General features: G+C 48.0%; 26 protein-coding genes. 12 read left to right on the forward strand and 14 right to left on the reverse strand.

Going from position 1 to position 24,225, the window contains the following annotated elements; all coding sequences use genetic code 11:
• Window positions 1-23: 23 nt before the first annotated feature.
• The 6 genes from MLAB_RS07865 to rnhB form a co-directional block, all read right to left on the reverse strand.
• The gene (locus MLAB_RS07865; RefSeq protein WP_011833851.1) at window positions 24-473 is read right to left on the reverse strand and encodes a 30S ribosomal protein S19e; all 450 of its coding nucleotides are present in this window, start codon (window positions 471-473) and stop codon (window positions 24-26) included.
• 129 nt (window positions 474-602) lie between these two features.
• Window positions 603-944, reverse strand: a complete 342-nt coding sequence (locus MLAB_RS09645; RefSeq protein ID WP_342606844.1) for a YhbY family RNA-binding protein — start codon at window positions 942-944, stop codon at window positions 603-605.
• Between the two features lie 6 nt (window positions 945-950).
• A complete protein-coding gene (locus MLAB_RS07875; RefSeq protein WP_011833852.1) occupies window positions 951-1,271 on the reverse strand; it encodes a ribonuclease P protein component 4 in 321 nt (106 codons plus the stop codon).
• A 33-nt stretch (window positions 1,272-1,304) separates the two neighbouring features.
• Complete coding sequence (gene purN, locus MLAB_RS07880; RefSeq protein ID WP_011833853.1) at window positions 1,305-1,925, reverse strand: phosphoribosylglycinamide formyltransferase; 621 nt, start codon at window positions 1,923-1,925, stop codon at window positions 1,305-1,307.
• A gap of 39 nt (window positions 1,926-1,964) precedes the next feature.
• Entirely contained in the window at window positions 1,965-3,290 is a 1,326-nt protein-coding gene (locus tag MLAB_RS07885) for a site-2 protease family protein (protein WP_011833854.1), read from the reverse strand.
• Between the two features lie 36 nt (window positions 3,291-3,326).
• Entirely contained in the window at window positions 3,327-3,965 is a 639-nt protein-coding gene (gene rnhB / locus MLAB_RS07890; RefSeq protein WP_011833855.1) for a ribonuclease HII, read from the reverse strand.
• Window positions 3,966-4,022: 57 nt separating this feature from the next.
• Between rnhB and MLAB_RS07895 the strand changes: the two genes are divergently transcribed.
• Window positions 4,023-4,679: a potassium channel family protein gene (locus MLAB_RS07895; protein WP_011833856.1), complete on the forward strand. Its 657-nt coding sequence runs from the start codon at window positions 4,023-4,025 to the stop codon at window positions 4,677-4,679.
• 69 nt (window positions 4,680-4,748) lie between these two features.
• Here MLAB_RS07895 and MLAB_RS07900 read toward each other — a convergent pair whose 3' ends face one another.
• Entirely contained in the window at window positions 4,749-5,855 is a 1,107-nt protein-coding gene (locus MLAB_RS07900; RefSeq protein ID WP_011833857.1) for a hypothetical protein, read from the reverse strand.
• 7 nt (window positions 5,856-5,862) lie between these two features.
• Window positions 5,863-7,056, reverse strand: coding sequence for a tubulin/FtsZ family protein (locus MLAB_RS07905; RefSeq protein ID WP_011833858.1), 1,194 nt, complete (start codon window positions 7,054-7,056; stop codon window positions 5,863-5,865).
• A 119-nt stretch (window positions 7,057-7,175) separates the two neighbouring features.
• Between MLAB_RS07905 and MLAB_RS07910 the strand changes: the two genes are divergently transcribed.
• The 9 genes from MLAB_RS07910 to ndk all read left to right on the forward strand — a co-directional run bounded on the left by MLAB_RS07910 (window position 7,176) and on the right by ndk (window position 14,954).
• Window positions 7,176-8,417, forward strand: a complete 1,242-nt coding sequence (locus tag MLAB_RS07910; protein WP_048062114.1) for an NAD(P)/FAD-dependent oxidoreductase — start codon at window positions 7,176-7,178, stop codon at window positions 8,415-8,417.
• The gene (locus tag MLAB_RS07915; RefSeq protein WP_011833860.1) at window positions 8,414-9,130 is read left to right on the forward strand and encodes a glycosyltransferase; all 717 of its coding nucleotides are present in this window, start codon (window positions 8,414-8,416) and stop codon (window positions 9,128-9,130) included. The genes MLAB_RS07910 and MLAB_RS07915 overlap by 4 nt, the downstream gene beginning before the upstream one ends.
• Window positions 9,114-10,115: a lysylphosphatidylglycerol synthase transmembrane domain-containing protein gene (locus tag MLAB_RS07920; protein WP_011833861.1), complete on the forward strand. Its 1,002-nt coding sequence runs from the start codon at window positions 9,114-9,116 to the stop codon at window positions 10,113-10,115. Before MLAB_RS07915 ends, MLAB_RS07920 begins: the two co-directional genes overlap by 17 nt.
• A 74-nt stretch (window positions 10,116-10,189) precedes the next feature.
• Window positions 10,190-11,146, forward strand: coding sequence for an FkbM family methyltransferase (locus MLAB_RS09455; protein WP_011833862.1), 957 nt, complete (start codon window positions 10,190-10,192; stop codon window positions 11,144-11,146).
• Window positions 11,147-11,284: 138 nt separating this feature from the next.
• Entirely contained in the window at window positions 11,285-13,303 is a 2,019-nt protein-coding gene (locus MLAB_RS07930) for a DUF2298 domain-containing protein (RefSeq protein ID WP_011833863.1), read from the forward strand.
• Between the two features lie 413 nt (window positions 13,304-13,716).
• Window positions 13,717-14,085 carry a 50S ribosomal protein L7Ae gene (gene rpl7ae, locus MLAB_RS07935; protein WP_011833864.1) on the forward strand — a complete coding sequence of 123 codons (369 nt, stop codon included), beginning with the start codon at window positions 13,717-13,719 and terminating at the stop codon, window positions 14,083-14,085.
• 4 nt (window positions 14,086-14,089) lie between these two features.
• Window positions 14,090-14,299, forward strand: a complete 210-nt coding sequence (locus MLAB_RS07940) for a 30S ribosomal protein S28e (protein WP_011833865.1) — start codon at window positions 14,090-14,092, stop codon at window positions 14,297-14,299.
• A 5-nt stretch (window positions 14,300-14,304) separates the two neighbouring features.
• Entirely contained in the window at window positions 14,305-14,496 is a 192-nt protein-coding gene (locus tag MLAB_RS09650) for a 50S ribosomal protein L24e (RefSeq protein ID WP_011833866.1), read from the forward strand.
• Window positions 14,497-14,504: 8 nt separating this feature from the next.
• Window positions 14,505-14,954 carry a nucleoside-diphosphate kinase gene (gene ndk / locus MLAB_RS07945; RefSeq protein ID WP_011833867.1) on the forward strand — a complete coding sequence of 150 codons (450 nt, stop codon included), beginning with the start codon at window positions 14,505-14,507 and terminating at the stop codon, window positions 14,952-14,954.
• Window positions 14,955-15,072: 118 nt separating this feature from the next.
• Here the strand turns inward: ndk and MLAB_RS07950 are convergent, their stop codons facing one another.
• From MLAB_RS07950 to MLAB_RS07965, 4 genes are all read right to left on the reverse strand, one after another.
• On the reverse strand, window positions 15,073-16,269 hold the full coding sequence (locus MLAB_RS07950) for an FAD-dependent oxidoreductase (RefSeq protein ID WP_011833868.1): 1,197 nt from the start codon (window positions 16,267-16,269) through the stop codon (window positions 15,073-15,075).
• A gap of 67 nt (window positions 16,270-16,336) precedes the next feature.
• On the reverse strand, window positions 16,337-16,900 hold the full coding sequence (locus tag MLAB_RS07955) for a hypothetical protein (RefSeq protein WP_011833869.1): 564 nt from the start codon (window positions 16,898-16,900) through the stop codon (window positions 16,337-16,339).
• Window positions 16,901-17,022: 122 nt separating this feature from the next.
• Window positions 17,023-17,877 (reverse strand): formate/nitrite transporter family protein, encoded by an 855-nt coding sequence (locus MLAB_RS07960; RefSeq protein WP_011833870.1) that lies wholly within the window; start codon window positions 17,875-17,877, stop codon window positions 17,023-17,025.
• Between the two features lie 693 nt (window positions 17,878-18,570).
• Window positions 18,571-19,326 (reverse strand): formate/nitrite transporter family protein, encoded by a 756-nt coding sequence (locus MLAB_RS07965; RefSeq protein ID WP_011833871.1) that lies wholly within the window; start codon window positions 19,324-19,326, stop codon window positions 18,571-18,573.
• A gap of 260 nt (window positions 19,327-19,586) precedes the next feature.
• Here MLAB_RS07965 and MLAB_RS07970 point away from each other — a divergent pair, with 260 nt between their 5' ends.
• Window positions 19,587-20,789: a molybdopterin molybdotransferase MoeA gene (locus MLAB_RS07970; RefSeq protein ID WP_011833872.1), complete on the forward strand. Its 1,203-nt coding sequence runs from the start codon at window positions 19,587-19,589 to the stop codon at window positions 20,787-20,789.
• Complete coding sequence (locus tag MLAB_RS07975) at window positions 20,783-22,255, forward strand: molybdenum cofactor synthesis domain-containing protein (RefSeq protein WP_011833873.1); 1,473 nt, start codon at window positions 20,783-20,785, stop codon at window positions 22,253-22,255. Before MLAB_RS07970 ends, MLAB_RS07975 begins: the two co-directional genes overlap by 7 nt.
• Here MLAB_RS07975 and MLAB_RS07980 read toward each other — a convergent pair.
• Together MLAB_RS07980 and argS are read right to left on the reverse strand one after the other, a co-directional pair.
• On the reverse strand, window positions 22,252-22,470 hold the full coding sequence (locus MLAB_RS07980) for a hypothetical protein (protein ID WP_011833874.1): 219 nt from the start codon (window positions 22,468-22,470) through the stop codon (window positions 22,252-22,254). The genes MLAB_RS07975 and MLAB_RS07980 overlap by 4 nt on opposite strands.
• A gap of 78 nt (window positions 22,471-22,548) precedes the next feature.
• Window positions 22,549-24,225, reverse strand: a complete 1,677-nt coding sequence (gene argS, locus MLAB_RS07985; RefSeq protein WP_011833875.1) for an arginine--tRNA ligase — start codon at window positions 24,223-24,225, stop codon at window positions 22,549-22,551.

The raw sequence follows: 24,225 nt of genomic DNA on the forward strand, positions 1-24,225 counted from the left end.
CTTCAATTGGTCAGTAATTATTTTTAATACTTTGCGAGTCCGGGCGCAGTCTCGACTGCCTGATCCTTAATGGAGTAGGCGATGTTGTCGAGGAATTTGCGGCCTTTTGCAGAAACACTGCGACCACCGGTAACCTTTTCGAGGTAGCCGGCTTCTTCGAGCTGCTGCATGACTTTTCTGGCAATGCTTCCACTGCCTTTTCTAAAGTGGGACGGCTTGGAACCGCGGTCCTGCAGACCGCCGTAAACAGAGCGCATACGCTCAACTCCAATTGGGCCGTCAACGTAAATTCTACGCAGCACTGCTGCGGAACGAACATACCACCAGTCTGGATTTTCCGGCGGCATCTCCTTGTGTACTCCCGTCTTGACATACTCTGCCCACTCGGGTGCTTTAATAACGGACTCGTTCTTGAGTTCGTCTGCTACCTTTGCGATGAGTAAGTCTGCCGGAATATCAAACACTGTAGTCATTGACAATCCTCACTGTATGCCGCATGTTGGAGACATGCTTCACGGAACATTTCCGTGATTGATGACATTAACAGTCTGTATAAATTAGAGTCAGAAGATAATATATGTTCCCTAGAAAAAAGACAAGAGTTATTTCTTTCCTAGGAAAGAAGACTTGATCTTATCCCGTGCAGAGAGATTTTTCGGCGGCGTTCGTCTCGAAGGTGTGGTTTTTGAGACCTGACCCCGGTTTTTCGCACCAAGGACGACCATTCTCCCACGCGCGGCAATAACTTCTGCAGAGGCGGCTTTGGCAAGATCCTGTACCTCTTCGGCATTCATATCGGAGTTCTGAAGCCATTTTATTTTGATAACTTTGCGTGCGTCAAGCTGGCGGCGAACCTCGGCAACGAGATCTTCTGTGTAGCCGTTTTTGCCGACCCATATGGTTGGTTTCAGGGTCTGGATATAGGATTCTGTAATATCTGAGATTGTTTTTCACCTTGATTCGGTTTTTTTATTGAGGGGGATGCGGGTAACTGCTCCGCAGATACCGCAGGTATAGATGATCTTCCCATGCTGAATCCTGACCCGGAGATTTGTTCCCGGGATAAAGTAAGCATGACATGACGGGCAGAATGAGCGCCGGTGATAGTGTGCCAGACGAACACGCTGTTTCATCGCCATCTCGCGGGCAAGGGAGACATAGCGAGCAGAGAGTTCCGGCTCATCTCGTGCCTCTTTTGCACGTTCAAACAAAATATCGACCCGTTCCTGAGCGATTTTTTTTGCTGAGACGCCTTTTTCTGCTTTTGCCATAGAGATTATGCCTTATACAATAAGGGTTCAGACCTATTGATTGTTTGCCTCGGGAAGTATTTTCACATGACGGCCGACAACCGTCAGGCGATCGGCACAGAACAATGCTACGGCTTCGGGAAATGCCCGGTGTTCCTGTTCTAAGATCCTCTCCGACAAAGAGTCTTCATCATCGTCATCCAGAACCTCGACAGATTTCTGTAAAATGATCGGGCCGGAATCGAGACCTTCGTCAACGAAATGAACTGTGCAGCCGGCGATTTTTACCCCGTATTCCAGAGCCTGACGCTGCCCGTGGAGACCGGAAAACGCAGGGAGAAGGGCCGGATGGATATTTATCATTTTTCCGGAAAATTCCCGGGCAATCTTAGAACCGATGATACGCATATATCCGGCACAAACAAAAAGATCGGCACAAATATCCTGCATAGCAGTAAGAAGATCGCGTTCATACGCCTCTTTGGAGGGATAATCTTTGTAATTGAGAACAATAGCAGGAATCCCGGCAGCATCTGCACGTTCGATTGCATAGGCATCTCTGTTGTCCGTCAAAAGAGCCACAATCTCTCCGTTGATTTTGCCTGCTGCAAGAGCATCCAGAATCGCCTGGAAGTTGGACCCGCGTCCGGATGCAAGTACCGCGATACGCTTCATGATAGTTATGTGGGAAGTAGAGAGATAATTAACCTTCCCTTACAGGAGATACGGCATGATCAGCGGGATAATGATGAGCAGCACGAGAACGTAGGATATTGACCGGCAGATGCTGAATGCGGTTCTTTCATCTTTCCCGCGTTTGATAAACCATGAACGCAGACTTTCACGCAGCATCTGCCCGCCGTCAAACGGCCCAAGCGGCAAAGCGTTGAATATGCCGAGAAGGATGTTGATCCAGGCACACCAGTAGAGGATGTGAATGATTTCCCAGAAACCGGCAAAGGGGGCAGCCAGTATTGCCGGATCCGGCGTATCCACGATCAGGAAACTCAATGCTTCCGATCCGGCGATCGAGGAGAAGGGCAGGGCCACAAATGTCAGAAGTGAGCCGGCAGCCCCTAAGGGTGACGATGGATACATCAATGTATGAAGGGCATTCACAAGAACCGATGGTTCAGAGAAGGACACGCCGATAAACCCTGCTCCCGATTCAGGCACAAGAACACTACCGGAAAGATCAGGCGGGATAGAGGTCAGAGTCACATCATATGTCTGAGGAGTTCCCCGATATTCGCCGTGAAGAGTTATCGTCTGATTCGGTTTTGTCGCTGCAAGAAATGCAGAAATGTCGGCAAGGCTGGAAACTGATGTATTGTCAAGAGCGAAAATGACCGTTCCGGGCAGAACGCCTGCTTCGTCAGCAGGGTAGCCTTCGTATACCCCATATACATAAGGTGAAGATCCGGGAACAACAAACCCGAGAAGAAGTATAAGAGCCAGGATACAGATACCCCCCACAACCAGATTGTTCGTGATGCCCGCCGCAAACATTCTGAGCTTTGCTCCAAGCGATGACTTCGCGATCTCTTCTTCATCCGGCTCGACGAACGCACCGATCGGGATGACAAGAGCGAGGATTCCGGCGGATTTCACTTTGATCTTCTCAACCCGCGAAAGAATACCGTGCCCAAACTCATGAATGACCATCGCAAAAATGAGAGCAAACCATACGGCAAACGTCGACGGCACGTAGTCGTTTATTCCCGGGATCAGTAAGAGATTCTGCGGGGCTATCGGTTCCGTTTCGACAACCAGACTCATAAATGCCGTGAAAACAAACAGAATCGTAACGACTACGCCGCAGATAACAGTCAGAATAACGCCAAGATTTCCATAAGCTATGAGAAGACGTTTCCAGCGGGAAAGCTTGTCAAAAATACCGGTACGGGTCGTTTTGATCATCAGACATGGACCCATGAATGAAAAAGTATTTGGAAGAATATTGTATTTTATGATGGCATAACATATACAGGCATAAATCATCACTGCAATGAGTACCGGAATAAGCCAGCTCAAGTCCATTCTATACTTATTGGAGGTCGGATGTTAAGAGGTTGCTTAGAAGAAGTCAGAGAGACCTGTCTGTGATGCCCGATCAAGGATATCCTGTACGGTCTGCCACGATCTGCGGGCGCAGAGCGGAACTTCCCCGCGTGTACGTATATACTCAGTGAGAAAAGAGATCGTTGCCGGATCCGAGGGATATCCGCTCCCGATCTCGCCGTATTCTTCCTTGAGGTCGGCTATACATCTGTCCCGGGTAACTTTTGCGACGATGCTTGCCGCCCCGACAACCGCATATTTGGCATCGGCTTTGTGCTCGGAACATACGTGAGCGGAACTCCCGCTCAGCCTGAGAACATTTTCGCCGAAACGTTTTGCATTCACATCGCAGGCATCAAGATACACAAAATCAGCGCAGAGAGCACGGACAACATCTGCATGGCAGGAAGCCGTAAATGCATTCATCGTCCCCTCTCGTGAATCGATATCAAAAGGAGTCCGCACGACCGTATATGTCTTCCATGAAAAAGTGATCTCTTCAAACAGGCTCTCGCGTTTTTTCGGGCTGAGTTTTTTGGAGTCTTTGATGCCAAGCATCTCCAGTTCGGACATATCCGATACAAGAACACCTGCGGTGATCATCGGACCGAGAACCGGACCTTTCCCCGCCTCATCGACCCCACAGATTGTCATCGGATACGTATATTTCAGGGAATAGATATAATACCACCTGAACGCATACGATTTCCTATGTATCTCATCATCGTTGGTCTGGGCGGAATTGGAAGAAGTCTTGCCGGGATCGCATCGGAGAACGGGCACAGTGTTGTGGTAATCGATAAGGATGAGGATCGGTGTGCAGATATCCTCTCCCAGCACGATCTCCTGGCAATCGCCGGAAATGCGACAGATAAAGCAACGTTGGAAGATGCGGGGATCGATCGGGCAGACGCGCTTGTCGCGACAACCAGCGATGATGCTCTGAATCTCATGGCCTGCTGGCTTGCAAAAAAATACGCGGTAAAGACCCTTGTCTCTATCGTGAATCAAAAAGAACACTCTGATTTGTTCAAAGAAGTTGGCGTCCGGATCAGTGAAAATCCGGACGAGATCGTGGCACGCAGTTTGTATCTCTGGTCGGAAAACCCGGACACACAGCTTCTTGCATCGATCGAGGGAGGGAGTATTTTTGAGGTGACGGCAAGCGAAGGAGCAAAAGGCGTCAACAAAACAGTCAAAGATGTATCAGATATGAAGGATATGCTCTACATTGCGATTCGAAGGGGAGGTAAACTGATCATCCCGAGCGGAAATGTTACCTTTATGCCGGGAGATGTGATCACTGTCTTCACCAAGAAAGAATCGGAAGGCAGATCGGTAGAGTATATGGACGAACTTTTCCACTAACTCTTATCATACTATTTTTTTCAAAAAAGGTGCCATTGAGGAGAAGGACTCCTCACACATGATAATCAGTTATCCAAGTTCGTCCCAGCCGCCTCTCCGTCTTCTAATGAAGATAATTGCACCGAATACAACAACTACCGCAACAACGATCACAATGATGATCGGTAATATATTGCCGATGGCAGCAAGAGGTGAGGCAGAGGCCTTTTCCAGATAAGCATTTCCATCAGCTACTGCCTGTTCCGAGGCTTTAAGGTTTTCATCGACATCAGGAGTGCCGCCTGCATTATATGAAATTGCAGCTACATCATAGGTATTTTTGATGCCCTGATTGGTTGTTGCAAGAAGTTTTGCCTCGGTATCCCAGCCCTTCCCGTAAAGCTCGGTAACTATAAGATCGACAGCATCCGTATTTGCTTTGATGGCATTCAAACCAGCGAGAGAGAGCGCTTTTTCAGCAGCATTTAATGAGGTCGTTGCTGCTTCCAGTTTTTTATTAGCAAGAGCGATATCGGCAGTGCCTGCTGCTTTTGCTGCCGCAAGAGAGGTTTTGGCGGATTCCAGATTCGTAACTACGGAGGACACATCGATTCCATACGCGGTATAGGTCGAGATGCGTGAATCAAGAGATGCAATATCCGTTTCAGTTGAAGTCACCATTCCGGAAAAATCATCCGGATTATAAACATTCTGAGATGGTGAAGAGTAGGTTGAATACCCGCTCGCGGTTGCCGAACCTGAGTTTTCATCGATTTTAAGAATCGTAACAGACTGACCTTTCAAACTGTCCGGAACCAGACCACTCAGGGCAATATACAGAGTAACCGGCTGATCATAATCCAGAACAAAACCCGAAATTGTATAGGCGAAGCTGGTGGAGGAGAAAGTTGTGATAAGAGCATCTTCACTCGTCTGGTTATTTACAACCGTGCCTTTATACACATACACGGTCCACAGAGTTGAGTCACGAAGGGCAGTAGTCAATTTCAGAGAGCCCGATGTGCTGATACTGTCCTTTGGAAGACCAATGGTCATCGAAGCTGTCACAGCCTCGCCGGGACTTAAGGAACCCGATGGATCAACAACCGCTCCGCTCGTATACGTAAATGCTGATCCTGCGCCGATAAACGTTGCACAGACCAGAAGTGCCAGTAATACATACGTGATTTTCTTCATAATATCCTCACTCGAATAAGGGATCGATCCCATCCTCAAACATGGATGACGTCGCCCGTTCACGAGATCTCACGACCTCTTCTTTTGCTTCCTTTGCAAGTTCCATGAGTTCACGGATACGGGGCGCATTGCCGATCGTTGCAAGCAGAACGACAGCCGCAACATATCCGCTGTCAACAGGGTAGTCACCACCACGAACCTCGACACCGGCGATATTTTCTTCGACCCAGCTCTTCGATTTTTCCACACCTTTACGGTCAAGCTCCGTCGGCGGACCGGCAACAAGAACAAGAGCACGCTCAGCAGTCGAGTAATCACAGGGAAGCGTCAGACGGCCAAGCATGGCACGACGGACGAGACCGATAATTTTCGCTGATTTATCCTCGCTGGACGTGATATCGATATGGGGTTCCTGTTTCTTCTCTTTCTTCCCGAGAAGTCCTCCCAAGAGACCGCCGCCTGACTTTGATGCAGGCCGACCGCCTTTTGGAAGAGCTTCACTGATCGCATACCCAACTGAAGAGATGCCGCCGCCGCGAAGCGTGTTGATAATCTCACTGGAGTCGACAACCATCTCTCCTACACCATATTTATTCACCTCGCCGGCACGGAACAGGACACCGAACCTGCGGACAATCTCCTCATTCAGCCGGTCAAAAGCGCTTTTCACACTCTCACCGTCATTCTTCCACGCGCTGTTGTCAAAGACTATGACATTGTCGGCCTCATTGACCAGTGTGGATAAACTTCGGGCAGCATTTAAAGAGTAAAGACGCCCCTCTTCTGGAGCTGGAATAATGCCAAGTGCATACACCGGTTCGCGGTAAATACGCTTTAAATGACGGCAGAGAACCGGAGCACCACCAGAACCAGTTCCACCGCCCAATCCGGCACAAACAACGAATGCATCAACATCGTGAGTTCCGCGTTTGTCGATCGCGTTGATAATCGTATCAATCTCATCTGCTGCCACTTTGGCACCGGTCACGTTATCGGTTCCAACACCGTGACCTTTGACCATTGTCTGGCCAATCAGGAGACGATCCTCCATCGGGATGTGCTTCACACCCATCAGGTCGGTTCGGGCAGTGTTAATTACAACACCGCGGAAACTCGTGGATCCTAACTTTTTGTCCTGTGCCAGGAACATATCCACGATCTTTCCTCCTGCCTGTCCAAATCCTATAAAAAACACTCGCATTTACTGTAGACACCTTTAGTTGTGGTATATATGTAAGTCATGGAATATATATGACTTCCATACTATACGACGACGTCTGCCAAAAACTTTCTTATCATACAGAGCTATCTTATAATGCAATGAAGATAGGGATTCTCGGATCAGGACTCGCAGGCTTGTCAGCTGCATTAGAGCTTGCTGATAAATTTGAGGTTGTCATTTTTGAAAAAAACGACAATCCAGGCGGGTGCATGTCCTCCCTTACCTACAACAATACCTATACGCTTGAAACCCTCTATCACCACTGTTTTTCCGGCGACAAAAATCTCTTTTCCCTACTGGATACGCTTGGTCTTAAATCCGATCTGATCTGGCTGAAAGGTTCGACCGGTTACTATATTGGCGGCAAACTTCACCCGCTCACAACCCCGCTGGAGATTCTCCGCTACCCCTGCCTCACACTTTTCCAAAAATTCAGACTGGGGATGTTCGTAATCAGTTCCAGAAAGATCGATCTTCGCCCGCTTGACAAAGTAACCGCCAAAGAATATCTGTTCGAGAAAGTGGGAGAGGATATCTACAATGCATTTTTCGCACCCCTGCTCACCAGCAAATTCGGGTCGATGAAGGATGATGTTTCAGCAGCCTGGCTTATGAGCAGGATCGCCATCCGCTCGGACAGAGGTTCGGAGGGGGAACGCCTAGGGTATCTGAAAGGCGGGTGGCACAAACTGATCGATGCGATGATTGAGAAACTGGGGCGTATGCATGTAGAGATCAGGCTCGGCACGCCAGTCACCACGTTGATTAGGGAAAAGGACAAGTGGCTGATCAACGGTGAAGATTTTGATGCCGTCATTTCAACACTGCCGCCAACGATTACGAATTCTCTCCTGCAAAATGCAGATATCCAACTACCAAATCTGATGTATCAGGGAGCAGCATGCATGACGCTAGGTCTCACCCGCGACCCGACGAACGGTATTTACTGGACCAATATGGGAGACCCGGCACCTTATGGAGCAGTGGTTACTCACACGAACTTTGCCCCGTTTGAATGGTACGGGGAACATGTCGTCTATCTGGCCTCCTATTTCAAGGGTGAACTGGACAGCGGACTGAAAGACCGGATGATTGATGACTTCTGCAGACGTTTCTCGATAGATGTCAGTGAAATAAGTCATGCAGACCTGTATATCGACAAATTCGCCGGGCCAGTGTACGTAACGGGATACAAAGATACTATTCCGCCTGCCGATCTCGGGAAAAATCTGTATATCGCCGGAATGTTTTCGCCGGAAAACTATCCCGAGAGAAGTATGGAGGGATCGATTCTGGCGGGTCTCAATGCTGCAAAATTACTTGAGGAGAAAAATCGTTGACACCCGTTTCCGTCACCGCAGTGCTTCCTGTCTTTAATGATGTGGAAGCTTTGAAGACAGCAATTCCTAAATCTATTGAAGCGCTCGAAGCATATGGGAAAAGTTTCGAGTTGATCATCGCAGAGGACGGCAGTACCGATGGAAGCCGAGAGTGTGTAGAGGAGTGGGAGAGAAAAGATCCCCGGGTCCGGCTGCTTCACTCCGATGAACGTCAGGGAAGAGGGAGAGCGCTGAACCGTGCGCTTGCGGAATCCCGTGGAGAGATATTCTGTTACTATGATGTTGATCTGGCAACCGACATCAGCCATCTTTCAGAACTTCTCGATCATATCGAAGATGGAGCAGATGCTGCAACCGGCTCGCGCCTGATGAAAAACAGCAATATCGTTCGAAGCGGGGACCGCGAGATCGCCAGCAGAGGATATAATTTTCTGGTCAGATTGTTCCTCGGCAGCAAACTCAACGATCATCAGTGCGGATTCAAGGCATATAAATCATCGACTCTCCGCGAACTCGTGCCGAAAATTCAGGCTCCACATTGGTTCTGGGACACGGAATCGCTTGTCCTTGCGCAAAAAGAGGGGCTGCGTGTGGATGAATTTCCGGTCGTATGGCGGCAGGGTCCGGGAACAACGGTCAGATTCAAAGATGTGAGTAATATGGGCAAAGATATCCTGAAAATGTGGTGGAGACTGCATGTGGAAAAAAGTTAGTGCCGTTGTTATACCAACGGTGATCGCCGCTGCGTTACTGGGTTACATGCTGATGCGTGTGTGGAACGAACTCCAGGGAAATCTCGACAGCATTCTTGAATCTCTGGTCCCAACCTGGCTGATCGCAGCAATAGGCATCTGTGTTCTTGGATGGTTTCTCCGCGGGTTTCGATACAAATACATCGTCAAAAAGCTTGGAACGGAGATCGGGATCATCTTTTCCACGGCCTGTATCTACGTATCCCAGACGGCTAACCTGATCATTCCCGCACGTCTCGGCGATTTTGTCCGGATGTTCATTCTCAAACATGAGAAAGGAATGCCCTACACGAACAGTTTCACTTCACTGATCGTTGAACGCGTGTATGATATTCTCGTACTGGCGGTTCTCGGACTCTGTTCTCTGCCTTTTTTGATCAGTCTGGTCCCTGAAGACTATGGATGGTTTGTCTGGCTGATCATCTTTGTACTGATCGCCGGGATTGTTGGGATCATTATTCTCCTGCTTGCCAAATGGATGCATGCAGAGAACAAGATCCTCAATAAAATCCTGGAAGTCTTTGCACAGTTCAGGCAGGTATCTTCTACGATTTCTGCTCTTGGCCTCCTCTCGGGAACCTCGGTTATTATCTGGATGATGGATGTTATCACCTGTTATCTGATCTGCATGATGCTGGCCGTAGACATTCCATTCATGCTCGTTCTTCTAGCGATCATTATCGGAAATCTGATAAAAGCGGTACCTATTACGCCGGGGGGAATAGGCACTTACGAAGCGGCCCTTGCCATAGTGTTCGAGATCGGCGGCGTTGCCTCATTTACGGCATTCCTCATCGCGGTTATAGATCATCTTGTCAAAAATCTCGTAACACTTGTAGGAGGAATGCTCTCGCTTTACTACTTCGGTGACTGGTCGGTGTCCCTTTTGAAGAGGCTTTTCAAAGAAGATACGAAGAAAATCAGAGAGGAAAACAATAATCTCTGATATTATTCTCCGAGAAGCAAGGGTGATATTTATGTTTGCTCCAAATTATACAATACAGGAAAGGTGTGTGATACATGTTTTCTAAAGATATGACGATAGACGAGTTTTACAGCTGTATACATCCGGCCGTGAAAAAAACAAAAAACTCTTCGCTTCTTGAAGAACAGATACGTGATATCCAGTTTCCTAAAAACCCCTACGCTCAAAAAATGATGACCTTCCTCTGCGCCCCGCTTGTGACGAAGTACCGCATGGACCGAAGATTTGTTGACACCCCCCTGAAGACATTCTGGCAGGAATCACGCGATGGGCTCTTTACTCACGAGAAGGAGTACCGGGAACTCTACGATCAGCTCGCAGATGACAAATCACAACGGACACTGATCTCTATGCTCCAATACCGGTTAACAGAAGATATAATCACCTATCATCGGGAGGGAGACTTCGCCTTCAAACAATATTTCGATAAAAAAATCGTAGCGCTGAACGATCACGAGGTATTTGTCAATTGCGGGGGATATCGCGGAGATGTTACGGAGATGTTCATCAACAGCGTCAATGATTTTTCCAGGACATATTTCTATGAGCCTGACCCGAAAAATTATGCTATCGCAGTCGATTATTTTTCCAAATGGCAAAAAGATGTTCTCGACAAGATCGTTTTCAGAAACTGCTGCATCGGTAAAGAGAATGGAACTGCCTGTTTCAATGCGGCAGAGAGCGAGGATTCATACATAAGCGACACTGGATCTACCGCCATTCCGATGGTTTCTTTGGATGAGGATATCTTAGAACCCGTTTCATTCATAAAAATGGATATCGAAGGTTATGAGCGGGATGCACTTGAAGGGGCAAAAAATCATATCACTTCGGAGCATCCAAAACTCGCTATATGCGTGTATCATAAACCGGACGATCTCTGGGAAATCCCCAAACTCATTAAGAAATATGATGAAGAGTATACGCTCTACCTGCGGCAGTACTCGCCGTATCCGTGGTGGCCCTGCGAAACAGTGATTTATGCTGTTTGATTGTGCATCCAAACATCAGATTCAGGATTAAATACCTCTGATTAATATAGGAAACAAAAGGATTCTTTCGATGCTAGCATTATTTATCGGAGACGGCAGAACTAATTATAGAATATTCCGCATGGAATCCGACACTCAATGATCTCAATCGAATCCCAGATACTTACAGTCATTCTCTGGCTCATCATCATTAAATTCTGCCAGATTACCATCTATCCATATCTCAAACCAGCACTCGGCCAAATCTCTTACGGACTTGCATACCCGGTCGGCATCCTTCTTCTCACGATCGTATCATGGTATCTTGGTCTCGCAGGACTACCGGTCCAGCTTGTTTTGATTCTTTTCGCTTTGCTTGGAGGGGTTGCTTTCTACAAAAAACAGTATGAACTGACTGATCTGAAAAGTATGGTCCGCTGGGACATGATTTTCCTTGCTGCGTTCGCATTACTTCTGATCGTTCGTTGGTTTTCTCCGGGAATCATCCCTTCCGGCGAAAAATTCATGGACGCAGCATTTCTCGGAAGCATAATGCTTAACCCGACGGTCACGCCGTTTGATCCCTGGTTTGCAGGGGAAACCCTCAATATCTATTATTATCTCGGACACTGGATGATGGGTGTTTTAGGGATCCTCGCTATGGGAACAAGTTCCGTCGTGTTCAATCTGATGCTCCCTACCGTGTTTGCTTTGGCCGCGGTTTCCGCCTATGCGATCGGCGTTCTGCTTCTCAAACGCCATCAATGGATCCCGATGCTTGTTTTGGTCATACCAAACGCAGCTCTGGTTTGGCATGCATTCACGGGCAAAGGGCCCATTGATGCATGGTGGGCATCAACCCGGGTGATCGGCGATGGGACAACCATCAATGAATACCCGCTCTTCTCCTTTTTATGGGGCGATCCCCATGCACATCTTCTTGCCTGTTTTAATCAGCTCCTGTTTATCTGTCTTCTGGCGGTGATGATAACAAGATGGCAGTATCTGAAAGGCTGGGGCAAGTATCTTCTGATCGGTCTTCTCGCCCTGTCTCTAGGCACAATGCCCACCATGAACTCGTGGGATGTGATAATCTATGCAGGCGTATATGTCATCGTCGCGTTTATGGTCTGGTGGAGATTCGACCGTCATCAGATTCGCAAACTTCTGCCGTTTCTCCTTGTACCAGTGCTTTCGCTTCTATCCTATGCACCATTTTTATATCTGATGGTCACAACAGGCGGATCAAGCATAGAGGGATTTTTCCTTGTAACAACACCGTCTCCAATCATCGAATTCCTTGGAGTGTATCTGTTTTTCCTCGTGGTTTTCGTTATCTCCGGATTCACGGTCCTGAAAAAATATCCCTGGCTGATCGCACTGCCGATAATATTCGGACTTTTGGGCTACGCATCGCTGGGAGTTGCCCTGTTCTGTATAATCCTGCTCCTTGCAAAGAAAGAATGGCTGCCGGAGACCATCTTCGGTGTGATAGGACTTGCCATTCTGGTGTTTCTTGAAATCTTTTACCTCAAAGACTACATGGGGGACACATATTACCGAATGAATACCGTTTTCAAGTTCGGATTTTGTGCGTGGTTCTTCCTTGGGATCTCATCAATGCTGATTATCGGCAAATGGCTGAGAAACCGTGGTTCAACGGTAAATTCCACGAAGGCATGGGCCGCGGCATGCGTAGTATTTGTCTGTCTTGCCGGAATATTTGTTGTCGGAGGTATCAATCTGGGTTATCCGGGAGGGAATCTGGATGGAGAAGCCTGGCTTGACGTATCGCATCCGGCGGACTATCAGGGAATAGAATATCTGCAGACTCTCAACGACCCCTCGATCATCGTTGTCGAAGCAGAGGGAACATCATATACGTACGGGTCCCGGGTTTCGGCAATGACTGGTTTATCCACGATCATCGGATGGACCGGTCATGAAGTCGGATGGAGAACGGGGATGGACGAAACAGAAGATGTATCCACACGGATGGCGGATGTACGTGCCATCTATGAGGATCCAACCAAAACGATTTCCCTGATGAAAAAATACGGAGCAACGTATCTGTTCGTCGGCGAAGTAGAGCAGGAGATGTATACGATCAATCTCCCGCTGGAAGATCTCGTAAACGTATTCTCATCTGACGGCGTAGACGTATATCAAATCAGATAAAACACCTCTCTTCGGGTTTACGAATCCTCAGCGCGGGACGCGGGATGAAAGATCATAGATTTCCGTTCGCTGAAAAAGAAACATCCCACCATGAAAATCATTTTCCGGCAGAATAAAGGTTAAAATGGCTAACTAAGATCAAAATGAAATTTTTTGGTTCCGGAACCTTGCCGCAGCCTTACGTCCGTCAAAAGGTGAGGAGAGAATTTCGCTATCAGCGATGAACGTTATCCAATGACGTTCATCCATATCTTTATCTCAAATTCAGACCCATAAATATAGTTACGCCAGCAACGGTTACCCCGTACGGGGGGAACTACTCAGGATTTATTCTGAGACTGTTTTGTACCTACCAGTATGACCGCTGATGAGCGATGACAGAGGGTAAAACCTCTCGAGTGAAGTGAGTAATTATGGCAAAGATTTACCAGAAGTTTGAAGTCCCCGAAGAACTTCAGAACAAAGCACTTGAAGCGCTTGAGCTTGCACGTGACACCGGAAAGATTAAGAAAGGCGCAAACGAGGCAACCAAGGCCGTCGAGCGTGGAATTGCAGCTCTCGTCTTAATCGGCGCAGACGTTGCACCTGAAGAAATCGTCATGCACATCCCCGGACTTGCAGACGAGAAGGAAATTCCGTTCGTTTTCATCAACAAGCAGGCAGACATCGGAGCCGCATGCGGTCTTGACGTCGGATGTACTGCAGTAGCAATCGTTAAAGTCGGCAAAGGCAAAGAGCTCGTAGGAGATCTTGCCGGTCAGATCAAGGCACTGAGAGGATAATTCCATGCCTGATGATGCAACGCCAGCAGAAGTTATTGAGGTCATCGGCCTTACCGGAATGCACGGAGAGGCATCCCAGATCAAATGCCGTGTCCTTGATGGCTCAAACAAGGGGCGTATCATTACCCGTAACACTTTCGGACCTATCCGTGAGGGTGACATTCTGATGCTCCTTGAAACGGAACGCGAAGCAAAGAAACTTTCCCGGAGGTAAAAAGCATGGTAGATACATATACCTGCAGCTACTGCGGAAAGCAGCTTGAGCCCGGAACCGGTAAGCTCTTTGTGAGAAAAGATGGCGCAGTCTTCTATTTCTGCTCATCAAAATGCCAGAGCAATTATAATCTCGGCAGAATTCCCAGACGTGTAGCCTGGACCGCAGCAGGTCGCAAGGCACGCGGTAAGGAGTGATTTAATTTATGGAACGCACCTTTGTGATGATCAAACCCGACGGTGTTCAGCGCGGTCTCGTCGGTGAGATTCTCTCCCGCTTTGAAAACAAGGGATTCAAGATCGTTGCCGGTAAATTCGGTGTTCTTGCAGAATCCATTGTCGACAAGCACTACGAGGAACACCTCGCAAAACCCTTCTACCCGGGTATGAAAGCATACATTACGAGTGGACCGGTATTCCGCTTTGTCCTCGAAGGTGACAATGTTGTTGCAACAGTTCGGAAAATGAACGGTGCAACCAACCCGACAGAAGCTAACCCCGGTACCATCCGCGGCGATTATGCTCTGTCCATCGGCAAAAATGTCATTCATGCAGCAGACTCTCCCGAGAGTGCAGCCCGTGAGATCGGCATTCACTTTACTCCTGCCGAACTCGTATCTTATACTAAGATCGACGAGTCCGAGCTTTACGAGTAACGCCGCATATCTGAGAAATATTCTCAGCCAATCTTTTTTATCTGAATGTTTTCAATGATCCGATTCTGAGAGAGTTATCTCAGATCCAGAGACGGACTATATTTTGAAAAAAAGAGAGTTACCTTTTCAGGTAATCATATGCTGAAAGAAGAGCCTTTACTCCTTCACCAACGGATGATGCGATCTGCTTGGCTTTGATGGAGGTCGCATCTCCGGCCGCATAGAATCCGGGAACATTCGTATTGCAGTCGATATCGACGATGATCTCTTTATTTGGATTCATTGTTACTCCAAGACCCTCAAAGATGGAGGTGTTTGGATCAAGACCGATCCCAAGGAAGACGCCGTCGACAGGGATCTTTTCTTCACCTTTTCCAAGGAGGCTGGTGATCCCGCCCTGTTTTTTCAAAATCACATATTCCAGAAACTGACCGCCGCCAAATTCTTCGATAGTATATCCTTTGTGCAGAACAATGTTCTTCTTCGTTTTGAGCCGGTCGATCAGAACCTTGTCGGCTTTCAGCTTACTGCGGACGATCAGATGGATTTTTGATGCAATATCGCTCAGTTCGATCGCCATATCAACTGCCGTGTTACCCCCCCCAAGGATCCCGACCACTTTATTTTTGTACAACGGCCCGTCACAGGTCGTACAGATCGCAACGCCTTTTCCGAGATAGTCTGTTTCGCCTTTCGCTCCGGAGAGACGTGGAGACCTTCCAGTGGCCGCTATGACGGCTTTTGCAGTATAATGGGCTCCGTTAAGCGTGTCAATGGAAAAAACATCCCCGGCTTTGGAAATGCCGGTCACAACATCCTCAACGAAAATCCCACCTGAATTTACCGTATGATCATAGATTTTTTTCATCAGATCAGCACCGGATATATCAGGGATGCCGGGATAGTTTTCAACAACATAACTCTGATTCACCATTCCTCCAATAGCACCGGTGATCACGACCATATCGATGCCTTTTCGGGCGCCGTACATGGCTGCAGACAGACCGCCGGCTCCGGCACCGATCACTACGAGATCATGATCTGCAGAAACATCCGGAGTCTTTTTTACCGCAACCGGAGCGTCAAGATACTCCATGACTTTTTTCAAATCATCGCCAATAACGATTTTTTCGCCGTCGATGACCGTGACCGGAACCCCCCTCTGGCCGGAGATCTTTATCATTTCAGCAGCGGCTTTTTCATCTTCGCCTACATCGATATTGGTGTACGTTATATTCTGGTTATCAAGGAATGTTTTCAATGCTTTACAGTGAGGACAACCTGAAAGCGAGTACACAACCACTTCATGTAACATAACAATGAGTCTGCACTCAAAGGATTAATACTATTGGTTCCTGATAAAAAATGTGTGAAAAAGGGCGTTAATTATATTTTTTGATTTTCACGGTGTCTGAAGAGACAAGTGCCTCGTCCATTTCAAGCGGGGTCAGAGTATCAACTTTTTTCACGCCGATTGCATGGACGACATAATCTCCTGCAAAGGCAAATCTCCTTACGACCATACCCACAACCTGAATATTGTCTCCCACGCGAATACTGATATCAAGAGGAGTCGAACGTTGTGCAACAATGGTTCCGGATCCGTCAAAGATTTTATAGCCCGGACGGTTGATGAATTTCCCTTTTACCGCCTGAACGACACCTTCGACACGTACAGCCTTACCCTCCATCACAGGGCCAAGCTGTTTAATTCTGCAGGGTTTCGATTCAGCTTCATATTCCGGGAGGAGCTTCACATACTGTCTGCCAACGCTGTAGCTATTTATCAGAGGAATCGCAAGCAAACAGAGCGAGAGCGGAATTCCCCAGTAGAGAAACATACCGTCCCCGGTTGCAAAGAATGACCAGACAAAAAGTGCGATGAAAAATATCACCACAATATAATGCATGGGGGCTAAGCTGAGTTTTACGCCTTTTATTTTCATGAGAGACACCGGTCTTTAGTGATAGTGATATTTCTTAGGTTAAATAGATGCATGTCTTGCAATGCAGAAAAAAGAAAGAGATGGTTTTAGATAAGAGGCGTATTTCCTACGCCGGGCTTATCTTATTTTGTTTCACAGAGTGCACAGATTTCTGACTTGTAGCAGTAGTAGTAGACGATGGCCATGAAGATGACGGCACCAACGATGTTACCAAGGGTAGCCCAGATAATGTTGTTCGTCCACATACCAACCCAGTTCAGGTTGTCCACAGTGTTTCCGGTGAAGCCGTTTGTAATGATGGCGGCTGGGATGAAGTACATGTTAGCAACACAGTGTTCATATCCGGAGGCAACGAAAGCCATGATCGGGAACCAGATTGCAACAATCTTGCCGATTACATCATCTGCTGCGAGGCCGAGGAAGAGTGCCAGACAGACGAGCCAGTTACAAAGGATAGCTTTCAGGAAGCAGGAGAGAATGCCCATTGCTCCAGTATAGGAGACTTTTGCGGTTCCGATTGCGATTGCACAAAGACCAAAGGCGGTTACGGTTGCAACACCTGCTGCGCTCCAGGACGTGTATGGGCCGTAGCTGGCCATGAATGCCATGAAGATAGATCCAATAAGGTTACCGATATAAACAACAACCCAGAGATAGACGAGTCTGCCAATGCCGACATGACCCTGAAGGACTGCCATTGGGGCAAACATTGCGTCGCCGGTAAAGAGTTCTGCACCGGTTAAAACGATGATAATTAAACCGATCGGGAAAAGTGCACCAGTAACAAACTGGCTGATACCTGCACCGAATACTGCGGAGACTCCGGTTGATCCAACTGTTGCAAGGGCAGCACCCATTGCAATATATGCACCAGCAAGGAATGCACGAACCAGCATGTTAAATGCCGGAAGGTTGCATTTTGTTTTGCCGGCCGCTCCAATTTTGACGCATACCTGCGCCGGACTGAATGTGACCATAAATAAACACCTCACAATCCGATCAGGAAATACCTAACCGGGTTGCGTTATTTTCTGATTGGAGTAGTTTCTATTTAAATCATACCAATTGACATGAAGATTCATGATAAACCAGAACGAAGATTTTCCGAGATGGTTAATTCACAAATATAAAGTTATCCAAAATGTTAACAAAATAGATTTAACCTGAGAAAATTTCTCGAATGCGCGGAAAAGAGCAGTGAACAATGAAGGTGATATGACCATTACCATTGGCATCCCACAGTAGATTATACAATAATATATCAAATTAACAGCAATTAGATCAATATCACCCCATAAAATCCCGTTTTGACCCTACAAGAAACTCACCGATCAACGAAACCTCCATCAACATCACGGGCGCGGATTTTCGATGAGCAAAATCAGGGTTTTTCATTATTATATGCCAACATTCAGCGTTTAAAAATATCAGCACCAGAGAACAAAAAATATCCTCGAGAATAAGGACGGATGCAGGTTACAAAAATAATTTCAAAAACGAGATTCCCAAGTCAAAGATAAACTGAAACCAAAAAAAATTGGAGGCAGGAGATGGGTTCTACACCCCATATCTTACGCAGTTTCGCACAACGCACATATCTCCATTTTGTAACAATAATAATAGGCGATCGCCATGAAAATTACTGCACCTACGATATTACCAAGAGTAACCTAGATGATGTTGTTTGTCCACATACCCACCCAGTTCAAATTCACAACAATATTTCCGGTAAAGCCATTGGTAATGATGGCGGCCGGGATGAAGAACATGTTTGCGATACAGTGCTCGAATCCCGAAGCAGCAAACGCCATAATCGGAAACCAAAGAGCGGCTATCTTCGATATCACATCATCAGCGGCAAGCCCCAGAAACAGAGCAAGACAGACAAGCCAGTTACAAAGGATACCTTTCAGGAAACAGGAAAACAAACCCATCGTCCCGGTGTAGGCAACTTTGGCGGAACCTATCTGGATCGCACGAAGGCCAAACGCCGTTACCGTCACAACACCGGCAGAATCCCATGAAGTGTAGGGACCGTAACTGACAAGAAATGCCATGAATACAGACCCAATAAGATTGCCAATGTAGACGATGCTCCACAGATAGATGAGCTTTCGAATGCCGATATATCCCTGAAGAATCGACATCGGAGCAAACATCGCATCGCCGGTAAAAAGCTCAGCCCCGGTAAAGACGACGAGCATCAACCCGACCGGGAATACAGCACCAACAACAAATTGAGCAATACCCGGCCCGAAATAGGCCGTTACGTCAGTGGAACTGACTGTTGCAAGCGTAGCACCCATTGCAACATAGGCGCCCGCAAGAAATGCACGTACAAGCATATTTAATGCAGGAAGACTGGCCTTGGATTTGCCAGCGGTTCCAATTTTCACGCATACCTGCGCTGGACTGAATGTAACCATAATTCTACCCCTTCACAATTCAGTCGAAAAACCCAATGTGATGTGATCATACTCATTAGGCAGGAACCAGTATATCAATCATTCTTTTTAACATGATTAATCATGATAGATAATTCTCGTCAAGTTTTTCGATGATCTCCGAGACAAAACACCTCTGGCAGCAGGCGCCTTACGCTAACATTAAGCGTTTGGAAAAACCACTCCATATGAATGAAGAGTGAATACAACGCAATAATCAAACCGAATTTCGGGGGGAGCGCATGAGATTTTTGAAACTTGTATCCGTTGAAGAGGCGGAAAAAACACTCCTGTCCTTAGCAAAACCTCTCCAAACAGAAGACGTCGCACTGGAAAATGCCTGCGGGCGAATTCTCGCAGAATCAATAACATCTCCAGAAGACATTCCAGGATTTGACCGCTCCATCAAAGACGGATATGCAGTCCGCTCTGCAGATACGCTTGGAGCAGGTGAAAACAAACCAAAACTTCTGAAAATGACGGGCAAAATTGCCATGGGCGAAAATACCTCCGGGTCAATAGGGGAGAAAGAAGCAAAATATATTCCAACAGGAGGGCTGATGCCTGCCGGGGCCGATTCGGTGATCATGCAGGAAAATACGGAGCTGCTTGGAGATACGCTGCTGATCAAAGCATCGGTGAACCCGGGGCTTGATGTGCTCAAATACAACGAGGATTTTTCAAAAGGGGAGATGGTATTTGCGGCCGGTCAAAAAATTACGGCACAAACAGCAGGGGTTCTCGCATCCTTCGGATACGATCCGGTCAGGGTCAGAAAACGTCCGCGTGTTGGGATCATATCAACAGGGAATGAACTGGTTTTGCCCTCACAAACCCCTGCAGTCGGGCAGATACGGGACACAAACACCACACTCATCAGAGCGTTCATGATCGAACGGGGTGCCGACCCCGTATTTTACGGAATCATCAGGGATGAGGCAGAGGCGTTAACGCCGGTACTATCCAAAGCGGCTGCCGAATGTGATCTCGTGATTCTCTCCGGAGGCAGTTCGAAAGATGAACGGGACGTTACCACAAAAGTTATCGAAAAACTTGGGAAAGTTCTTGTTCACGGCGTATCGGTTGCTCCGGGAAAACCAACGATCATCGGAAGCATCAACGAAGTCCCAATCCTCGGTCTTCCGGGCCACCCCGCCTCGACCTACATGATCACCACCCTTTTTGCCGGCCCTCTTCTCGCAAAAATGACCGAAGCTTCAGAGAAGACACGAATGATCAAAGCCCCGCTTGCAATAAGTTTCCCCTCGGAAAAAGGAAGAGAGGATCTGGTCAGAGTCAAACTCAACCAAAACGGGGAAGTGGAACCTGTCCTTGGAAAATCCGGTCTGCTGAATACGCTTGTTCGAAGCGACGGATACATCAGAGTTCCGGCGGGAAGGGACGGATATGAGAAAGGAGACATTGTGGAGGTATTTGTATGGTAAAACGTTATCTGGATCAGATCAGCCTAAAAGAAGCAGTGGAGATTGTTCGAAAGACGCCGAAAGTCGTCGGGTCGAGAGAGGTCACTCTCCTTGAAGCCTGCGGGCATATTCTCGCCGAATCTCTGTATGCGAAGTACGCCGTTCCCGAAGTGCCGACGGCAGCAATGGATGGATTTACCATCATCTCGAAAGAAACATCAGCAGCCTGTGACCAGACGCCTATCACTCTTACCCACTTTGAACGCGTCAACACCGGCAATGTAGTGAAAGCAGGATTTGACGCGGTCGTTAAGGTTGAAGATGCCTGGTTCGAAGGTGAAAACCCGAAAGAAATCGTCATACGCAAAAGCGTTAATCCCGGATCTTATATCCGGCCGCCGGGAGAAGACATTCAGAAAAATCAGCTCATTCTCCCGGCAGGAATAAAGATCAGGCCGTTCAATATCGGCGCAATCGCTGCATACGGAATAACGTCCGTCAAAGTGAAACGGATCTGTATTGGAATCATCCCAACCGGATCTGAGCTGATTGCACCGGGAATACACCCCGCACCCGGACAAGTCGTTGAAAGCAATACGATAATGGCTGAAGCATATCTCCGCCAGTTCGGCGTCGACGTAATCAGATATCCTCCAGTCATGGACAATCGCGTTCTGATCCACGGAGCATTGGAAAAAGCCGTTGATGACTGTGATATCGTCATCGTCTCGGCAGGATCATCCACCGGAACAAAAGATTTCACTGCATCCGTGATTGCCGACATGGGCAAACTGCTTTTCCACGGTCTTTCCATGAAACCGGCGAGACCAGCGATGTTCGGGATTGTAAATAAAAAACCGGTCTTCGGACTCCCTGGATATCCGCTGGCGGCCCAGACCGTTCTGAGAGTACTTGTTGCCGAACTTCTTGAAAGCTGGGGATGGGCCGGACCCGAAAAGAGAACAATACCAGTTGTTCTCGGTTCGGCAGTCTCTTCAGACGGCGGCCTCGATGAGTTCAGCCTCTATGCTGCCGCAAAAATCGGAGACCGGTATCCGGCCATTCCATTATCCAGAGGATCGAGCGTCCAAATGACGGGCATCAGAAGCAACGTCATAGTCCAGATCCCGCTCGGCATTGAAGGATATGAGGCAGGAGAGACCGTTGAGGCGGTTTTACAGGTCCCAATTGAGGAGCTTGACCAGACCATCCTTATTGCCGGCATGTACAACCCGTCACTCGACCGCCTCGCTGAAAAGTGCATGCGGGAAGGCATCATTATCAGGACAGGAGTTTCAGGCGGCCTCCCTGCTCTGCTGCTTCTGATGAGGGAGGCATGCCATTTTGCATCGATTTCGGAGGAGGACTGTTCAGTCTGCAGCGAAGAGTACAACATCAATACATTCGGTCATCTGAGACTTGCAGCAAAAAAAGAGATCACCGATAAAAAAGTGAGAAGAGTTCTGGAACTTGCAGCAGGGATTTAAATCTCTTCCAGATATTTTTTGAGCTTTTGCCAGTCGCGAATTTTGATTAAAGCTTCTGCATCACGTTTCTCCGGAACATTAAATGAACCGGCTGCAGAAACGGCATCGGAAAGTTTCGCGATCCTGACTTCTCTGACATCGTTATCACCTTCTTTTACGACCTGAGCAAGCTGCTCAAGGAGTTTTACCGCATCGTCCGCTTTCGTTTTTGACATAAATGATACTAACACGGATGAGGAGATAATAGATTCTATCGGGGTAAAAAAGAAAGAAATCAGGCCTAATGCCTGATATTACATACTTTCCAGAGCCTCGATGCCGAGGACGCCGAGGGCCTGATAAAGGGTATTTCTGCAGGCATCGACAAGGGTGAGCCGTGCATCCCGAACGTTTCCTTCCGCTTTGAGAACCGGGGCAAACCGGTAGAAGGAGTTGAAAAGATCCGCAAGATCGCGAACGTAGGTTGCGAGAAGATGCGGGCGAAGTTCGCATACAACTTTTTCGAGAACATACGGGAACCGGGCGATGTGTTTTGCCAGAGCGAGTTCATAGGGATCCGAATATTCATAACACTCGGCAAACCCGCCTTCGGCCTTCGCTTTCTCCATGATCGAGCATGCCCTTGCATGGGCATACTGGATATACGGAGCACTCTGACGTTCGAAATCGAGAGCTTCCTTCCAGTCGAAGACGGTCGACTTTTCCGCAGAAACCTTCACGATATCGTAGCGGACCGCTCCAACGGCGACGGCTTTGGCGATTTTTTCACGCTCGTCTTCGCCAAGTTCCGGCCGGCGGACGGTGACTTCCTCCATCGCACGCTTCTTCGTCTCAGCAATTAGCTCGTCGGCCGTGATGAAAACACCACCACGGGTCGTCATGGAACCTTCCGGAAGAGAGACAAACTCAAAGTGAACGATTTCCGGGGGACGCTCGCCGATAAGTTTCAGCGTTGTCTGCAACTGAGCCCCGATCAGTTTGTGGTCGGCGCCGAGAACGTCGATGCTTCTATCGCACTGAGCATTTTTCCAGAGATGGAATGCAAGATCACGCGCTGCATACACCGAGGTCCCGTTGCTTCGCCGAAGAACGTATCTGTTTCCAAATCCTTCGTCGGAAAGATCGAGATACATCATCTGTCCTTCGTGATGTACGATCGGCAGTTTTTCAATTCTGTTGAGGACATCCTGCATCGAGCCGTTCCAAAGGAATGTTGTCTCACGCACGAATTTATCATGGACGACGTTCATCGAAGACAAGGTCTCCTTGATCCCGTCAGCGCAGATGTCGACCGAGTCGTGGAAAAGTTTCACGGTCTCGGGGTCGCCGGCTTCGATTTTTTCCATCAGCAGATCGAACTCGGGTTCGATCTCGGGCTTTGCCTTGGCGATTTTGTTTGCCTCGACATAATGGCGAACAATATATTCATCGCCTTTTTCTCCGGGGATCCGGTCGTAATGGAGATTTTGGACACCCCATGCAACGATCGCGATCTGACGACCCATGTCGTTCAAATAATATTGTGCTTCGACCGGGTAGCCTGCTTTCCGGAATGCACGAACGAGTGTATCGCCGATAACGGTATTTCTGATGTGGCCAACATGCAGGGGTCCGTTCGGATTTGCACTGGTGTGTTCGATGATGACTTTGTCGGTTCTCGCTGGAAGAGTTCCGTAGTCTTCTCTACGTGCCGCATGAACGGATTCGGCGACGTAGTCTCCGCCGAAGATGAAGTTGATATACGGTCCTTTCGCAGAAATCTCGATACCTTTTGCCTCGGGTTTTGCCGAAAGCACGGCAACGAGTTCTCCGGCAATCACGGCAGGATTCTTTCTCTGCGTTTTTGCAAGCGCAAATGAAACGGTCGAGGCAAGATCCGCATGATCTCCTCCGTCGGTGATCATGACATCTTCAAGACCTGTTGCTTCGCGAAGCAGATCGATTGTTTTCTGAATATATTCTCGATACAT

The sequence above is a fragment of the Methanocorpusculum labreanum Z genome (assembly GCF_000015765.1).
Lineage (GTDB): Archaea > Halobacteriota > Methanomicrobia > Methanomicrobiales > Methanocorpusculaceae > Methanocorpusculum > Methanocorpusculum labreanum.

Excerpts from the sequence above, each read along its gene's own strand:
- MLAB_RS07865 (WP_011833851.1), bottom strand. The coding sequence starts at position 473 with ATGACTACAGTGTTTGATATTCCGGCAGACTTACTCATCGCAAAGGTA.
- MLAB_RS07875 (WP_011833852.1), bottom strand. The coding sequence starts at position 1,271 with ATGGCAAAAGCAGAAAAAGGCGTCTCAGCAAAAAAAATCGCTCAGGAA.
- purN (WP_011833853.1), bottom strand. The coding sequence starts at position 1,925 with ATGAAGCGTATCGCGGTACTTGCATCCGGACGCGGGTCCAACTTCCAG.
- MLAB_RS07885 (WP_011833854.1), bottom strand. The coding sequence starts at position 3,290 with ATGGACTTGAGCTGGCTTATTCCGGTACTCATTGCAGTGATGATTTAT.
- rnhB (WP_011833855.1), bottom strand. The coding sequence starts at position 3,965 with ATGACAATCTGTGGGGTCGATGAGGCGGGGAAAGGTCCGGTTCTCGGT.
- MLAB_RS07895 (WP_011833856.1), top strand. The coding sequence starts at position 4,023 with ATGTATCTCATCATCGTTGGTCTGGGCGGAATTGGAAGAAGTCTTGCC.
- MLAB_RS07900 (WP_011833857.1), bottom strand. The coding sequence starts at position 5,855 with ATGAAGAAAATCACGTATGTATTACTGGCACTTCTGGTCTGTGCAACG.
- MLAB_RS07905 (WP_011833858.1), bottom strand. The coding sequence starts at position 7,056 with ATGCGAGTGTTTTTTATAGGATTTGGACAGGCAGGAGGAAAGATCGTG.
- MLAB_RS07910 (WP_048062114.1), top strand. The coding sequence starts at position 7,176 with ATGAAGATAGGGATTCTCGGATCAGGACTCGCAGGCTTGTCAGCTGCA.
- MLAB_RS07920 (WP_011833861.1), top strand. The coding sequence starts at position 9,114 with ATGTGGAAAAAAGTTAGTGCCGTTGTTATACCAACGGTGATCGCCGCT.
- MLAB_RS09455 (WP_011833862.1), top strand. The coding sequence starts at position 10,190 with ATGTTTTCTAAAGATATGACGATAGACGAGTTTTACAGCTGTATACAT.
- MLAB_RS07930 (WP_011833863.1), top strand. The coding sequence starts at position 11,285 with ATGATCTCAATCGAATCCCAGATACTTACAGTCATTCTCTGGCTCATC.
- rpl7ae (WP_011833864.1), top strand. The coding sequence starts at position 13,717 with ATGGCAAAGATTTACCAGAAGTTTGAAGTCCCCGAAGAACTTCAGAAC.
- MLAB_RS07940 (WP_011833865.1), top strand. The coding sequence starts at position 14,090 with ATGCCTGATGATGCAACGCCAGCAGAAGTTATTGAGGTCATCGGCCTT.
- MLAB_RS09650 (WP_011833866.1), top strand. The coding sequence starts at position 14,305 with ATGGTAGATACATATACCTGCAGCTACTGCGGAAAGCAGCTTGAGCCC.
- ndk (WP_011833867.1), top strand. The coding sequence starts at position 14,505 with ATGGAACGCACCTTTGTGATGATCAAACCCGACGGTGTTCAGCGCGGT.
- MLAB_RS07950 (WP_011833868.1), bottom strand. The coding sequence starts at position 16,269 with ATGTTACATGAAGTGGTTGTGTACTCGCTTTCAGGTTGTCCTCACTGT.
- MLAB_RS07955 (WP_011833869.1), bottom strand. The coding sequence starts at position 16,900 with ATGAAAATAAAAGGCGTAAAACTCAGCTTAGCCCCCATGCATTATATT.
- MLAB_RS07960 (WP_011833870.1), bottom strand. The coding sequence starts at position 17,877 with ATGGTCACATTCAGTCCGGCGCAGGTATGCGTCAAAATTGGAGCGGCC.
- MLAB_RS07965 (WP_011833871.1), bottom strand. The coding sequence starts at position 19,326 with ATGGTTACATTCAGTCCAGCGCAGGTATGCGTGAAAATTGGAACCGCT.
- MLAB_RS07970 (WP_011833872.1), top strand. The coding sequence starts at position 19,587 with ATGAGATTTTTGAAACTTGTATCCGTTGAAGAGGCGGAAAAAACACTC.
- MLAB_RS07975 (WP_011833873.1), top strand. The coding sequence starts at position 20,783 with ATGGTAAAACGTTATCTGGATCAGATCAGCCTAAAAGAAGCAGTGGAG.
- MLAB_RS07980 (WP_011833874.1), bottom strand. The coding sequence starts at position 22,470 with ATGTCAAAAACGAAAGCGGACGATGCGGTAAAACTCCTTGAGCAGCTT.
- argS (WP_011833875.1), bottom strand. The coding sequence starts at position 24,225 with ATGTATCGAGAATATATTCAGAAAACAATCGATCTGCTTCGCGAAGCA.